We start from the raw sequence: 13343 nt of genomic DNA, 5'->3' as shown, positions 1-13343 counted from the left end.
AAAGTATTGTCAAATCAAAGTCTCGCGAATAATCTCCCCTACCGTGGGGTGAGGGAAGATCACCTTAAGTATGTCTTTTACTGTCATCTGCTGCTCGATAGCCATGGCAGCTATCACAACCATTTCTCCGGCTGGATTGCCAAGGAAATGAGCTCCCAGGAGTTTATTATCCTCAGACAACAGTAACTTGCAAACGCCATTTACGCCCTCATTCTCTGCGATGAAACGACCAGAAAATGCCATTGGTTTTTGCAGCACTCGATAAGGGATGCCCTCAGCCTGCAGCTTTTCCTCCGTAGCTCCTACTCCTGCTATCTCGGGATTGGTATAGACCACTGCTGGTACGGCTCGGTAAGACATCGTCTCCTTATTTCCTAGAATATTCTCCACCGCCACCTCGGCCTCTCGGATGGCAGTATGAGCCAACAGAGAAAATCCGGTCACATCTCCAATGGCGTAAACAGAGGGGATGGAGGTACGCATATATTCATCCACGGCAACACCCCTACCCCGCATCTTCAGGTTCAGAGCTTCGAGAGCAGCCGTCACCGGTCTGCGCCCAACACTCATCAGAATACGATCAGTGAGGATTTGGCTACATTCGCCTTGATACTCCACCTCCACGGCTGTATTGCTGACAGCGGTCACCTTATGACCGAGCAAGAACTTCACTCCCTTTTTCTCATAGATGGCTCTCAACTGGGCAGCCAATTCGGGATCCATTCCATTAATGATCTCTGGGAGCATTTCTATAACAGTCACCTCGGTACCTATACTATTAAAGAAGGAAGCAAACTCCATACCGATCACTCCTCCTCCGATGATAGCCAAACGCTTCGGAGCTTCCTTGGTCGAGAGGGCCTCACGGCTGGTCCAGAAATCTGTCTCATCGACACCCGGGATAGGAGGGACAAAAGTCTCGCTGCCAGTAGCTATGATCAAGTGCTTCCCTGCATAGGAATACTCCCCGGCCGTCAGTCTCACAGTACCATCGGGATCCACACAGCTCACTGCTGCTTCGGCATTGAGAACCTCCACACCGGCTTCTTTCATCTTGGCTTTCACTCCCGCCACAAGTTTGCGTACCACCTTCGTCTTTCGGGTGATCAGTTTAGGCAGATCTACAGCCGTAGCTGAGGCCTCAACCGCATATTTGTCAGCATGCAAAGCTGTATCCAACACTTTGGCGGAGTAGAGAAGAGTCTTTGTAGGAATACATCCCTCGTTGAGACAGACACCCCCCAATGAGGCTTTCTCTATAAGCAGAGTGGAGAGGCCACTTCGAGCAGCTTTCTCAGCTGCCGAATATCCACCGGGGCCACCCCCAAGTATGATCAGATCGTATAGCATCACTGTTTTTTTGACGTTGTCGCAGGCCCGATCAGGCGAAGCCCACGCATTCTACATAATGCTCGCAAATATAGTCAAAAAGCGACTCATTTCCCCCTCTGCAAAGTACGACTCTTCCGGGTAAATTCCCTACGTACAATGAGGTCATAAGCCCGTCTTCAAATAAACATCTATTTACATAAATCGAGCCAGACAATTATATGATTTAGGAAGCTGTTTTTCGGCATTTTCACGACCTCCTAAAACGCCCTATTAATGGGCATTTCGGAGGGGTCAAAATTATCTCCTGAGAGATTTTTTACTAACACAGGAGAAAAAGTTTGCTCTCACAGGAGAGAATTTTTATTCTCTCCTGTGAAAAAAATTCATGCCTCCAGAGCAAGGAATTTTTGATCCTCATATGAATGTTTTATTATCTTTTATTAAGACAGAAACCACACATGTTATGTAAACATAAAATCAGAAAAAAGTGAGGGAAAATAGACAGAGAAAAACCTCGTATTCATTCCTTGCTTTCGTTCGATAAATTTGCGCAATAATCCGTAACTTGGCTCGACCAAATAACAAAGATCAAAATGCCTATAGAAGTAGACACACGTGGCAAACTTTGTCCATTGCCATTGATTATGCTCCGTCGGGCTCTCAAGCAATATCCGCAAGAGACCCTCTTTGAGGTCTTGACCGACAATGAGACCTCTTGTGCCAACCTTACCGATTTTGTTTCGCAAAACGGATTTTCTGTTCACATCACTTCCGAAGATGGATTTACATTGCTCACGGTAGACACCGCAGGCTGCCCCATCGTGCCGGAATTATCCGATCAATCGGACGCTACGGATGGATTCTACACAGCACCGCAGCAAATCAATGTGGTGCAACTCCGCAGTGACAAAATGGGGCAAGGGAGTGACGAATTGGGTTCCATACTCATACAAGCCTACCTCAATGCCCTGTTGGAACTTGAGGAATTACCCACACATATTGTTTGCTACAACAGCGGAGTAATGCTGGCCACAACCGATTACAGCACACACAAAACACTGCAAAATTTGGCCGAACGAGGAGTACAGGTCATCGTGTGTGGCACTTGTGCAGATTACTATGGAGTAAAAGAGCGATTGTCTGTAGGAAAAATATCTAATATGCTGGTGATAGCAGAGTTGCTTAGCCGGGCAGATCACATTGTGGCCCCTTGAGTCTGCAAACATCCACCCGAATGATTTATTTCGACAACGCATCCACTTCGTATCCCAAACCGGAGGCTCACTGTCGTCATATAGCTCACATTTATGACTTTCCACTCGGTTCGTACGGACGGAGCCGAGATAGTCATACTTTGGAATTATCCACTCAAGTGGAATCTCTCAGAGACCTATTGGCCTCCACAATAGGAGCCAAAGGACAGGGGGAGCAGATATGCTTCACGAAAAATGCCACGGAGGCCATCAATACCGTATTGAAAGGGCTACCTGGGCTACAAAAAAGAGAGATATTACTCTCTCCCATGGAACACAATGCCGTAGCCAGACCGGTCTATGGATTGGATAAAGGAGCCGATCCGACTTTGATGCCAGCCAAATCGGATGGCAGCGTAGATATAGCTGCCTTGTCGGAACTGTTGAGGTCTCAGACAACTGCTCCACGTCTCTGTGTTATCAATGGGATGAGCAATATAAATGGGTTGAAACAGGATATCGCAGCAATTGTCTCCGCTGTGCGAACTTGCTACCCTCACTGTGCCTTTCTGCTGGACGCAGCCCAAGCGCTACCCTATATGCATATCGATGTACAAGCTTGGGGTATTGATTATGTGGCCATCACCGGACACAAGGGACTGTTAGGTCCGGTCGGTACGGGAGCTCTGTATGTCCGGGATCCGTTAAGCATCACCCCTCTGATGCGAGGAGGTACAGGATTTCGCTCCGAAGAGCTTGCCGATACCACTCATATGCCGGAGCGATTTGAATCCGGAACAATGAATTTGATAGGGCTTTCTGCCTGGTATGTATCTCTTAAGCACTACCCTTGCGAACGGGAATTGATAGAGGGAGCTACGCTTTCCAACTTCATTCATCGTTTGGAACACGAATTGGGATACCGAACTTTTGCTGCTTCGGAAAGCTCCAAACAGGGCCCGCTGTTCTCCATCCTGCCACGGCAAGGTTCGGCAGCAACTCTGAGCGACAGACTGTATTACGATTTCGGTATTACTACTCGTTTTGGCATCCATTGCGCTCCTCTCGCTCATCGCACCCTTGGCACAATCAATACCGGCACGGTACGGATCTCCCTTTCTCCATACAACACAACGGACGAGTTGTCTGAACTGTACGAAGCACTGCGCATCTGTAATGGCGGGTTGTAATTCTTTTTACGTGATATTCGCTTCCACCAGAGCTTTCTTGCAAGCTCTGGAGCGTATCAGAAAAGCAGATATACCTCATCAGGTACGGACAGTTCCCGATTATCTTCACCCTGAGTGCGGTATGTGCTTATATATCCCTGCTGCTTACCGGAGCCAAAGCGAAGAAAAGATAGGCCAGCAACCCGATACTCTATTTATAGACTAATTACTATGCACCCGATAAAACTAATGGAAGACAGGCCCTATGGGGGATGCTCGGCCAAAATAGATCCACTTGCTTTGGGGAAACTGCTTAGCGGTATAGCTGTAACTTCTGATCCTAATGTGATGGTGGGACTCTCAACCTGTGATGATGCCGGAGTCTACAGATTGAATGACGAAACAGCCTTGATCGTAACGACTGATTTTTTCCCTCCTGTAGTGGATGACCCATTTACTTTTGGACGTATTGCTGCCACCAATGCCCTAAGTGATGTATATGCAATGGGAGGGAAACCCCTCCTATCTCTCAACCTGACACATTATCCCTCCAAACGCCTCCCTCTGGAAGGATTGAGAGAGATATTGCGTGGCGGGCAGGAGGCTGTAGAAGAATCGGGGGCTATTACGATGGGTGGCCATACGATAGAGGACGAGACGACTCAGTACGGCTTGGCTGTGGTTGGCACTGTGCATCCGAAGAAACTAATCACCAATGCAGGAGCCTGTCCCGGACAAAAACTAATACTAACCAAACCTCTTGGGATAGGTGTACAGTTGGCTGGCAAACGACTTGACTTAACCCCAAAAGACTCCTATCAACTAACTGTAGAAACAATGTGCCGACTCAATAGATATGCAGCTGAAATAATGACAGAAGCAGGGGTACGGACAGCGACGGATGTGACCGGCTTTGGATTGATAGGTCACGCATGGGAAATGGCCCGAGCCTCTGCCGTAGGTGTAGAGATAGAGACCTCATCACTCCCCTGCATTGACGGATCTCTGGAACTGCTCGATGATGGTTGTATCCCTGGTGCAGCATTCAGAAATATCCGCTATGTGGGAGATGCACTACAAGTCCGTTGTTCGACCAACCAGCTCTACTTATCGGCGGATCCACAAACTTCCGGAGGCCTGCTCATGGCCGTTGATTCGGAGCATGTCGATAGTACATTACAGCAATTGCACGCAGCCGGAGAGACGAGTGCAACCGTCATAGGCTCCATTGTACCGACCTCTGCTCATGGTGCAGGCGTTTGCCTTCTTTAGAGATCTCATAACTTTGCAATCAGCAATGAGGTCTCAGCAATAAAGTTCCTATGCTAGGGAAGAGAGAGCCGTTGCTCCTCCTAATGGAATTAGATACACGGAGACGGAGCCCAGGCGATATGGTCTCTCACTCAAAGAAAAACGGAAGAAAATACGATGAATACCCAACAGCTGCCATCAGGCATAGACAGCCCGGCTTATGTTCTGGAGCAAGATAAGTTTGAAAAAAATTTGGCCCTGATACGCTCTGTAGCCGAGCGAAGTGGAGCAAATATCATACTGGCTTTCAAAGCTTTCGCCATGTGGAAGACTTTCAACATTGTACGCAGCTATGTGAGAGAGAGTACTGCCAGCTCTCTTTGGGAAGCTCGTATGGCATACGAAGAAATGGGAGCTTTGGCGCATACCTACAGCCCGGTGTATAAGGAGGAAGAAATGGGAGAGTTGCTACGCCTGAGTAGCCATTTGACGTTCAATAGTCTATCTCAATATCATCGTTTTGTAGACTCTCGAGGGAATTGCCCTTTGCTGGAAAAGATCGATCACCCCGTAAGTTTCGGACTTCGGGTCAATCCGGGCTATTCGCCCGTAGAAACAGAGTTATACAACCCTTGCGGAGCTGGCACACGTTTTGGCGTACGGCGAGAAGAATTGGGTGATCATTTGCCTAAAGGAATAGAAGGTTTACATGTGCATGCCTTGTGTGAAGGTCGCAGTCAAGATCTGGCACATTTGCTTGAAGCAATAGAGACACAGTTCGGCAACCTGCTATCCCAACTCAAATGGATCAATCTGGGTGGGGGGCACTTGATGACACACAAAGAATATGATGTTGAACATCTAATCGATACCTTGCTTCGCTTTAGAGAGCGACGCCCTCACCTCAAAGTCATATTGGAACCGGGGTCTGCCTTCGCCTGGCAAACTGGATACTTATACAGCACTGTCGTAGATATAGTAGAAGACAAGGGGATCAAGACAGCTATACTCGATGTCTCTTTTACTTGCCATATGCCAGATTGTCTGGAAATGCCCTATAAACCAACCATACGAGCTGCCTACCAAGAAGCCCAGCCAGGGAAGCCGACCTATCGAATGGGGGGATGTAGCTGCCTGGCGGGGGACTATATAGGGGATTGGAGCTTTGACAACCCCCTGAAAGTAGGTGATCGGATTATTTTTGAAGATATGTGTCACTACACAACTGTCAAAACCACGATGTTCAATGGAGTGCGTCACCCGTCTCTCTATATCAAACGACCGGATGACTCCTACGAGTTACTCCGTTGCTACACATATGAGGACTACAAAAGTCGAATGGATTAACCTCTAAAACTGGGTCAGAGTCTGATTTTCACCGCCCACAAATGGAATTGAAAGGGCAATAGGCACATATAAAATCCGCCTCCGTTCTTTGTACAAACGGGCTGTCGGCATCAAAAATTTCTTCCAAGCACCTACGCAAGGCCGGCCTGTACTTGACAGCTACTTGTTGGACGTAGTTATTGATTGGCAGGAGTTCGGCTTGGGCCTTTATTTTTTTGTCCTTTAGCTCTGCACTGCTGCACTGCCTTATCCTCAATATACCATCCGCCTTTTCGTCCTTCTCCTTTTTTCCTATGGATTGCACATGATAGAGAGTCGGCCAGATCGGGTAATCTACCAACCCCGGAAACAAAGAGGGATTTTGGGTCAGCAATTCTGAATAAAACAATGTCTGGTCGATAGCTTTTTGCTCATACCCCTTCTTGGGGTCTACTGTGTAATAGAGATCGTCGGCCTTGGCTGTAAGTTCGACCGGTCCACTCTTATAGTCTACCACTCGTATCGTACCGTCTATCATGTCCAGCCTATCAATCGTTCCCTTGATACGTATATGGACCGTTTTTCCTACTCCACCTTCCCAATCCCCTTTCAATTCAATAGGCACTTGCCCTGTAACTTTCTTTTCCGATCCTATGTAGTAGAGCTGTTTTTCCGCAGCCTGCTCTATGAGTTGTATATCATGCTGCAGAATACTACGGACATATTGCGATATGAGATCTACCGTTACAACAGACATTCCCCTCAACTTGGAGACTTGTGTATTATAATACTCTGCATGTGCTTCTTCTACAAAATGCATCACGGACGTATCTGTGTTCCTTTTGTCAAGCAAATATTCTATTGCTGAGGCCTTTATCGGATGCAGCTGAGGATCCGGGCTTTTCATCCGATCGGAAGTAAGGTGATCGTATATCCTCTCCATCGAAAGATGCAATATGCTCCCGAAGTCGTTTGGCTCGATTGTCTTGTTCGGCTCATCATGCAGCCGAATTTGCTCCACCACCTCGAAATAAAAACTCAGTGGACAGAGCAAATACTGCGATATACGACTGGGTGAGAGAGCCGGGAGCCTGCCTTCGGACTGGCATTGCTCTGCTGTGGAGCTGAAGTATTCGGACAACAAACTTTGCACACGGCTGTCTTTTTCAACAACGATGGGTCGCGTAGTCGGCAGATCTCCAGGAATATCCAAGTTGATGCGACGTATCGGATAGTCGTATATATAGGATAGTTGTTTGATATACCGGCTTTCTTCTCCTGCGGCCTTCCCTCCCGCACTGCGAGAGTCATAGACAAGAAGGACTTCTTTGGCTGTAGCTATAAGGCGGAAAAAGTGGTAGGAAAAGGTTGCCTGCTCCACGTTACCATGAGGAAGACCATAGCCTCGCCTGATAGTATAGGGAATCAGAGTGGAGGCAATGGAGCTACCGGGCAAGTTGTTGTCTGTTGCTCCAAGAATGATTTGCTTGTCGAACGCCAGACAACGGGTTTCCAATTGCCCCATCACTTGCAGCCCCACAAGAGGTTCTCCCTCAAAAGAGAAGGTTGTCTCACGAATTTGCCCGGAAAGCAAATCGATAGCCGTATGCAGATCAATCGTATCCCCAATCCTTAAACACAAGTTTTGCAGGTTAATCACAATCCGCTTGAGAGTAATGAGGTATTCAGCCTCGATACTTTCAGCTTTATGCATACCTGCATCTTCCTCCCTCGAAAAAAGAAGAGAACTCAAACTATGATCAAGCAAAGCAATTGCTCTCTCCAGAAAATCTCCAGTAGAACTGACTGGATGCAACAAAAGGTTCAGAAAAGGAATATCCGAGGGAATAAAATCGGAACCAATATAGTATAGTCGAGATTCACCTATCTTTTTGGCAATACCACTATCCTTGATACTCGGTTCATTGATGATCAGAGGGTTGGAAAGCAAATTGACGAGTTTGTCGTATGGCCATATCGTTTCTCTTGAAGAATTGACACCGGATTGATACAGATAGGCCTGCAAGTCGCACCAAAGCATCAGACAGGTGGAAGCTGAGGTAAGAGACAGGGGATAGCCCATCGTTACATTCAATCTATCGAAACTCTCCGGCACAGCAGCAAAAAGAGGGGTCAATAGTCGTTCCTCCATTGGGACAATGACAGCATCGGGTTCCTCTTGAGGGTTTATCCCGGCAATCTCCAGCAGTTGCGGAAGAGCTTTGGCTTGAGCATTGAAGGAAGGTACACTTAAGACAGTGATATGAGGCTTACGCTTAGGATTTCCTCTATACACTATTCCTCCCAGTTTCTCCTTATTGATTCTCAGTATTTCGTAGGCTTCTTGCCCCATGTCTTGAGCAACCTCTCCACTTTGATCCCAAAAGAATGTAAGCTTTCCGCTTTTCTGCATCCTCCGGAAAATCCTCATCTCAGAAGGCGACAAGTAAAAAAGGCCACAGATATAGTATTGCGAACTATTGGAGAGGCGTATAGCAAAGTCTTCCAGCTCGGAAACTTCTCTATATATCATCCCCTTGTAGGCTTGTCCTCGCTCCTGCAATCTTTGCCGAAAAAGCCGGTAGAGAGGGGCTAACGAACGATAAAAAGAAAGGAACTCACTTCGCCCATGCTTCTCACTGTCTTTGTCATAGGGCTCAAAATCCTTCCAAAAACTCCGTATAGCATCTACCTGTGTACTACTCAAATAACTGTGGTCTGCTCCGAGTTCCTTTAGATCTGCGACATTGGAGAATATCTCCTCGGCATCAATAAGAGAGCGGTCTATATCATCAAAGTCTTTGAGTATCATCTGCCCCCAATAGGCAAAGTCGGCAAAAGATTGAGCCTGGTCTTGCAACAACTCGGAGTAAGCCAGATACAACTCAAAGAGCAAAGACAAAGAATCCGTTGCCTGAAAGGCTGATTGCTGAGAAATAAAACTATCTACCGTCTCTATACGTGGAGCGAAAAAAGGCCTGTCCTCGACAAGTAAACTCAACTCACGAAGAAAGAATACTCCTGCTCGCCGGGATGGGAAAATAAAAGAGAGCTTATAGAGGTCTTTGATATCATGCTCCAGCAAGACTTCTTGTGCAATAAAGCGAAGTAAGGATTTTTCCTGTTCCATATCTATCGGTCTCCCCGAATTTGCGCAGAGGTCATCCGCTCTGCCATACTTCGGTCTGCATGGGCTGCCTTTTCATCCCCTATTATTTGGCATATGTCGGCTCGCAAACGATAAAGGGCTGCCGAAGGCTGATCAGTACACTCAAAGGCTTTATCTATATCCCTGAGAGCAAAGCCGGGTTTCCCACTAAGAAGAAAAAGCCTTGCCCTGCCTTCGTATCCAAGACTCTGCCCGGGCAATTTCTCTATCAAATCATTATATAGTCGCTCGGCTCTGTCGTATTGCCCTGTGAGCGTGTATACCAAAGCTAACCCTTCGGATGCTTTGAGTGAACCGGTATTATGCTCCAATATACTACACAAGTCTGCCTCGGCCTCCGCATATCTCTTCATGCTGACATAGACCATAGCTCGCTTATAGCGATATATCTCGTTCAGAGGGTAAAGTTGGCAGAGATAGCTGTAGTCCAACACAGCCTGCTGCATCTTACCAGTAGCAGCATAGATCATAGCTCTGCTGTCTCGAGTAGAAGCCAAATCTTCATTCAGAGCTAAGGCTGCGGAATAGGATAGAAGAGCTTGATCAAGTTGGGCCAGACGTTGGTAAACAGTCCCTAAATTAGTAAGCAGCATAGCCCTGGCGTTCTTGTCTCGAATAAGAGGTAGAGCCTGACGGAGTAGTTTTTCGGCCTCGGGATAATCTCCCCGATCAATTGCTTCCGATTGAGCTTGGACGAGCCGAGTCAAGCTATCTGCCACAATCTCGGTAGAATATTCTTGCGCATGAAGTCGGCCTCCCATCAAGCCACATAAGGCAAGTAACAAGGTCGTAAAACAGAGCGTTTTTAGTATATTTGTCTTCGGTATCACTTAGCAAAAGTACACAAAATATGCCCCAAGCTTTGTCCTTCCTATCCAGCATATCCGGTCTGGATTCCATTGCACAGCAACACTCCCTGCAAGACTTGAAAAACATAGACTACGAACAACTACTCTCCGGATGGTTGCAAAAGCTAATGAATTTCGGGATTAAGGTAGTAATCGCTCTGATTGTATTCTACCTTGGCAGGCTGCTGGCTTCTTTGTTGGTCAAGTGGTTGGATCATATACTGAGGAAACGTCACATCGACAAAGCTGTAATTACATTCGTCCATTCGTTTGCATCTATCTCTCTATTTATTTTCCTGATCGTACTGACTGCTTCTATCTTGGGAGTGCAGTCTGTTAGTTTCGCGGCATTACTGGCCTCGGCTGGTGTGGCCATAGGGATGGGCTTGAGTGGTCAGTTGCAAAATCTGGCAGGAGGGCTAATCATCCTGTTGAGCAAGCCGTTTCAGGTAAACGACCATATCATTACGGCAGCAGACTTTGAAGGTAAAGTAGAAGCTGTAGGGATCTTCCACACAGTGATACGTACGTTTGAAAACCGGATGGTATACATACCCAATGGCAAGTTGGCATCCAATGAAGTAACCAATGTAAGCAAGGAAACTTTCCTGCGAAACTCTTGGACGATCGGAATAGAATACAATCAAGATTTTGAAAAAGTAAAAGAGATCATAGGCCGGCTTATCGCTTCGGATGAGAGAATACTGGAGGATCCTGCTCCCTACGTGGTCCTACATGAGTTGGGAGACAGCTCCGTAAAAGTATTGGTTCGTGCATACAGCAAACCGGAAAATTATTGGGATGTCAATTGGGATTTCAACAGACGGGTTTATGCAGAGTTCAACCGTTTGGGCATCAGCTTCCCTTTCCCTCAGCTTACCATCCACCATGCAGCGAACAAAGACCAAACAGAAATTTCCACAAAAGAGAATGCTTAATAGGATTCAAGCCGTATCGGCTCTGTGTTTCAATTGTAACTATTCACCGTGTCCGCATTGGTAGCCTTAATGTATCCTGAGTTATGAGTCTGCAAAAAATCCCCCCGTCCGCCTCTGATAGTCCTCTTGGAGCAAGGAAGCGTTCGGCTCGGATATTTCAAATCACGGCAGTGGGAACAGTTGCCAATGCACTATTGATTGGACTCAAATTTTTGGCCGGGACATTAGGCAATTCGGCAGCCATGATTGCCGATGCTGTACACTCTCTTTCTGATTTTGTAACGGATCTGGTTGTCTTGTTTTTTGTTCGCATTGCCGGAAAACCCAAAGATCACAATCATGCCTATGGACATGGGAAGTTCGAACTCATGGCTACCAGTATTATTGCATTGGTGCTACTTCTTGTCGGAACCATGCTAATGATCAATGGAGGCAGGATGATCTACGAATACTATGTAGAGGGAAAACCCATTGCCGTGCCGGGACAGATTGCTTTGTGGATGGCCGTGGTGAGTATCCTCATCAAGGAGATTCTATTCCATGTGACCCTGAGAGTGGCCCATCAGGTAAAATCCGGCTCGGTAGAAGCCAATGCCTGGCACCACAGGTCTGATGCATACAGCTCTATCGCCACACTCATCGGTATAGGGGGTGCTATCATCTTGGGTCCTCAATGGACAGTGTTAGAGCCAATGGCAGCCATAGTTGTCAGTTTCTTTATAATCAGAGTGGGCACAAGTTTACTACGGCCAGCTCTCAACGGTCTGGTAGAAGCCAGTCTGCCTGAAAATATACGTAGAGACATCGTAGATCTCATCCGGACGACTCCCGGAGTACAAAATGTCTGCAACCTGCACACCAGAGATCTGGGAAACTGCTGGGCTATAGAATGCGACATACAAGTTGGAGCAGAATTGACGGTACTGCAGGCACATAAGATATCGGACCAGATAGAATTTGCCTTGAGAGACAAATATGGAAGCGATACACATATCATGATACATATAGAACCATATATTCAAAAGAAATAAACCGGGACATGAACAAAATTGAAGTCAAAGGATCCATTCGGCTGCATGAAATGAAGTTTTATGCCTACCACGGTGTATTACCACAAGAGCGAGAAGTCGGAAACACCTTCATTCTGGATCTAAACTTAGAAACAGACCTTACGAAGGCTTCCTTTTCAGACAATATAGAAGACACTATCAGCTATGCTGACATTTATATGCTTGTAAAAAGAGAAATGGATATTCCCTCACTACTCCTCGAACATGTAGCAGGACGTATCCTCAGATGCATTGCAGAAGAATACCCCAATGTAGAATCAGCTTGTATAACGATTGCCAAACAAAACCCTCCATTCGGAGGAGATGTAAAGTCCGCTTCGGTCTCCCTTTCCTACATTCGTTCATAAGAAAGTCTCTTGAGTCTGTTGCATAACACAGTACTCGCTACACTATTATCGACATTCGGGCCAGCTATAAAGACAAGGACATTTCCCTTGTACCCTCAGTCTCAAAGCTTTCGAGATTAGCGCATTCTGAAGAGTCGGTAAAATGGCAGGTTATAATTGCCATTTTGGAACTCGTATAAAAGTCCCCTCTTTTCAGAAAAAGAAATATCCCGAGAGTCGCTCTTTGGAACGAGTCTCGGGATAACCTAATTCATGTGATTGGGCCGGGATTCGAACCCGGGACCGACTGCTTAGAAGGCAGTTGCTCTATCCAGCTGAGCTACCCAACCTCACTTTGTGCTTGACTAAAGCGTCGCAAAGATAGCAATAATTTCTCTTGGCAGACATATTCCTCTACCCTGAGAGAAAGCTTTGTATAGCAGAGGAAACTAATCTTATCTACTCCTTTTTGCGTTTTGCTACCCTGCCCTTGGTCCGGTCGTAGCCTTTTGCATTATTCTTGAAGAAAAAAGAAACAATGATCAGCCATAGCAGAGAAGCTCCTCCTACAACTATAGCCGTTTTGAATCCTTTTTGAAGTTGCTCCAATGTGATAGGACTCTCAATTCCCCAAAGATCCAACGTAAAATAAGCAACGGCACAGAAAATCAGCACCGTCACAATCGTTCCAACAACATATCTCATTGCTCAACAATTGATT

At 46.6% G+C, this 13343-nt stretch carries 12 protein-coding genes and 1 tRNA gene; 8 read left to right on the top strand and 5 right to left on the bottom strand.

The features are described 5' to 3' along the window. Positions 1 to 9: 9 nt before the first annotated feature. Positions 10 to 1350, bottom strand: coding sequence for a dihydrolipoyl dehydrogenase (lpdA, locus tag B5D48_RS07250; RefSeq protein ID WP_023937001.1), 1341 nt, complete (start codon positions 1348 to 1350; stop codon positions 10 to 12). Between the two features lie 575 nt (positions 1351 to 1925). Between lpdA and yedF the strand changes: the two genes are divergently transcribed. From yedF to nspC, 5 genes are all read left to right on the top strand, one after another. Continuing rightward, entirely contained in the window at positions 1926 to 2546 is a 621-nt protein-coding gene (gene yedF / locus B5D48_RS07245) for a sulfurtransferase-like selenium metabolism protein YedF (protein ID WP_023936997.1), read from the top strand. 20 nt (positions 2547 to 2566) lie between these two features. Further along, complete coding sequence (locus B5D48_RS07240; protein WP_023936995.1) at positions 2567 to 3715, top strand: aminotransferase class V-fold PLP-dependent enzyme; 1149 nt, start codon at positions 2567 to 2569, stop codon at positions 3713 to 3715. Further along, entirely contained in the window at positions 3702 to 3920 is a 219-nt protein-coding gene (locus B5D48_RS07235) for a putative Se/S carrier-like protein (protein WP_023940804.1), read from the top strand. The genes B5D48_RS07240 and B5D48_RS07235 overlap by 14 nt, the downstream gene beginning before the upstream one ends. A gap of 5 nt (positions 3921 to 3925) precedes the next feature. Next, the gene (gene selD / locus B5D48_RS07230) at positions 3926 to 4966 is read left to right on the top strand and encodes a selenide, water dikinase SelD (protein ID WP_023936991.1); all 1041 of its coding nucleotides are present in this window, start codon (positions 3926 to 3928) and stop codon (positions 4964 to 4966) included. Positions 4967 to 5122: 156 nt separating this feature from the next. Beyond that, positions 5123 to 6292, top strand: coding sequence for a carboxynorspermidine decarboxylase (nspC, locus tag B5D48_RS07225; protein ID WP_023936988.1), 1170 nt, complete (start codon positions 5123 to 5125; stop codon positions 6290 to 6292). Positions 6293 to 6320: 28 nt separating this feature from the next. On the opposite strand, the gene B5D48_RS07220 is transcribed toward nspC, so the two are convergent. After that, positions 6321 to 9401 (bottom strand): PD-(D/E)XK nuclease family protein, encoded by a 3081-nt coding sequence (locus tag B5D48_RS07220; RefSeq protein ID WP_023936987.1) that lies wholly within the window; start codon positions 9399 to 9401, stop codon positions 6321 to 6323. A gap of 2 nt (positions 9402 to 9403) precedes the next feature. Beyond that, on the bottom strand, positions 9404 to 10270 hold the full coding sequence (locus tag B5D48_RS07215) for a tetratricopeptide repeat protein (protein WP_143742824.1): 867 nt from the start codon (positions 10268 to 10270) through the stop codon (positions 9404 to 9406). A 20-nt stretch (positions 10271 to 10290) separates the two neighbouring features. Here B5D48_RS07215 and B5D48_RS07210 point away from each other — a divergent pair, with 20 nt between their 5' ends. The 3 genes from B5D48_RS07210 (at position 10291) to folB (ending at position 12643) form a co-directional block, all read left to right on the top strand. Next, positions 10291 to 11226 carry a mechanosensitive ion channel family protein gene (locus B5D48_RS07210; protein WP_023936985.1) on the top strand — a complete coding sequence of 312 codons (936 nt, stop codon included), beginning with the start codon at positions 10291 to 10293 and terminating at the stop codon, positions 11224 to 11226. Positions 11227 to 11309: 83 nt separating this feature from the next. Continuing rightward, entirely contained in the window at positions 11310 to 12257 is a 948-nt protein-coding gene (locus tag B5D48_RS07205; RefSeq protein WP_023936984.1) for a cation diffusion facilitator family transporter, read from the top strand. A gap of 8 nt (positions 12258 to 12265) precedes the next feature. Then, positions 12266 to 12643, top strand: a complete 378-nt coding sequence (folB, locus tag B5D48_RS07200; RefSeq protein ID WP_023936983.1) for a dihydroneopterin aldolase — start codon at positions 12266 to 12268, stop codon at positions 12641 to 12643. 255 nt (positions 12644 to 12898) lie between these two features. Here folB and B5D48_RS07195 read toward each other — a convergent pair. Together B5D48_RS07195 and B5D48_RS07190 are read right to left on the bottom strand one after the other, a co-directional pair. Further along, positions 12899 to 12972: transfer RNA gene (locus tag B5D48_RS07195), tRNA-Arg, on the bottom strand. A 109-nt stretch (positions 12973 to 13081) separates the two neighbouring features. Next, a complete protein-coding gene (locus tag B5D48_RS07190; RefSeq protein ID WP_023936982.1) occupies positions 13082 to 13327 on the bottom strand; it encodes a hypothetical protein in 246 nt (81 codons plus the stop codon). Positions 13328 to 13343 lie beyond the last annotated feature (16 nt).

This window comes from Porphyromonas crevioricanis (assembly GCF_900167225.1).
GTDB lineage: Bacteria > Bacteroidota > Bacteroidia > Bacteroidales > Porphyromonadaceae > Porphyromonas > Porphyromonas crevioricanis.
Note: the sequence above shows the minus strand (reverse complement) of the source record. Positions and strands in the feature narration are given on the sequence as shown.

What these genes read in the sequence shown, in the direction of transcription:
- lpdA (WP_023937001.1), bottom strand. Translation starts at nt 1,350, where the DNA reads ATGCTATACGATCTGATCATACTTGGGGGTGGCCCCGGTGGATATTCG.
- yedF (WP_023936997.1), top strand. Translation starts at nt 1,926, where the DNA reads ATGCCTATAGAAGTAGACACACGTGGCAAACTTTGTCCATTGCCATTG.
- B5D48_RS07240 (WP_023936995.1), top strand. Translation starts at nt 2,567, where the DNA reads ATGATTTATTTCGACAACGCATCCACTTCGTATCCCAAACCGGAGGCT.
- B5D48_RS07235 (WP_023940804.1), top strand. Translation starts at nt 3,702, where the DNA reads ATGGCGGGTTGTAATTCTTTTTACGTGATATTCGCTTCCACCAGAGCT.
- selD (WP_023936991.1), top strand. Translation starts at nt 3,926, where the DNA reads ATGCACCCGATAAAACTAATGGAAGACAGGCCCTATGGGGGATGCTCG.
- nspC (WP_023936988.1), top strand. Translation starts at nt 5,123, where the DNA reads ATGAATACCCAACAGCTGCCATCAGGCATAGACAGCCCGGCTTATGTT.
- B5D48_RS07220 (WP_023936987.1), bottom strand. Translation starts at nt 9,401, where the DNA reads ATGGAACAGGAAAAATCCTTACTTCGCTTTATTGCACAAGAAGTCTTG.
- B5D48_RS07210 (WP_023936985.1), top strand. Translation starts at nt 10,291, where the DNA reads ATGCCCCAAGCTTTGTCCTTCCTATCCAGCATATCCGGTCTGGATTCC.
- B5D48_RS07205 (WP_023936984.1), top strand. Translation starts at nt 11,310, where the DNA reads ATGAGTCTGCAAAAAATCCCCCCGTCCGCCTCTGATAGTCCTCTTGGA.
- folB (WP_023936983.1), top strand. Translation starts at nt 12,266, where the DNA reads ATGAACAAAATTGAAGTCAAAGGATCCATTCGGCTGCATGAAATGAAG.
- B5D48_RS07190 (WP_023936982.1), bottom strand. Translation starts at nt 13,327, where the DNA reads ATGAGATATGTTGTTGGAACGATTGTGACGGTGCTGATTTTCTGTGCC.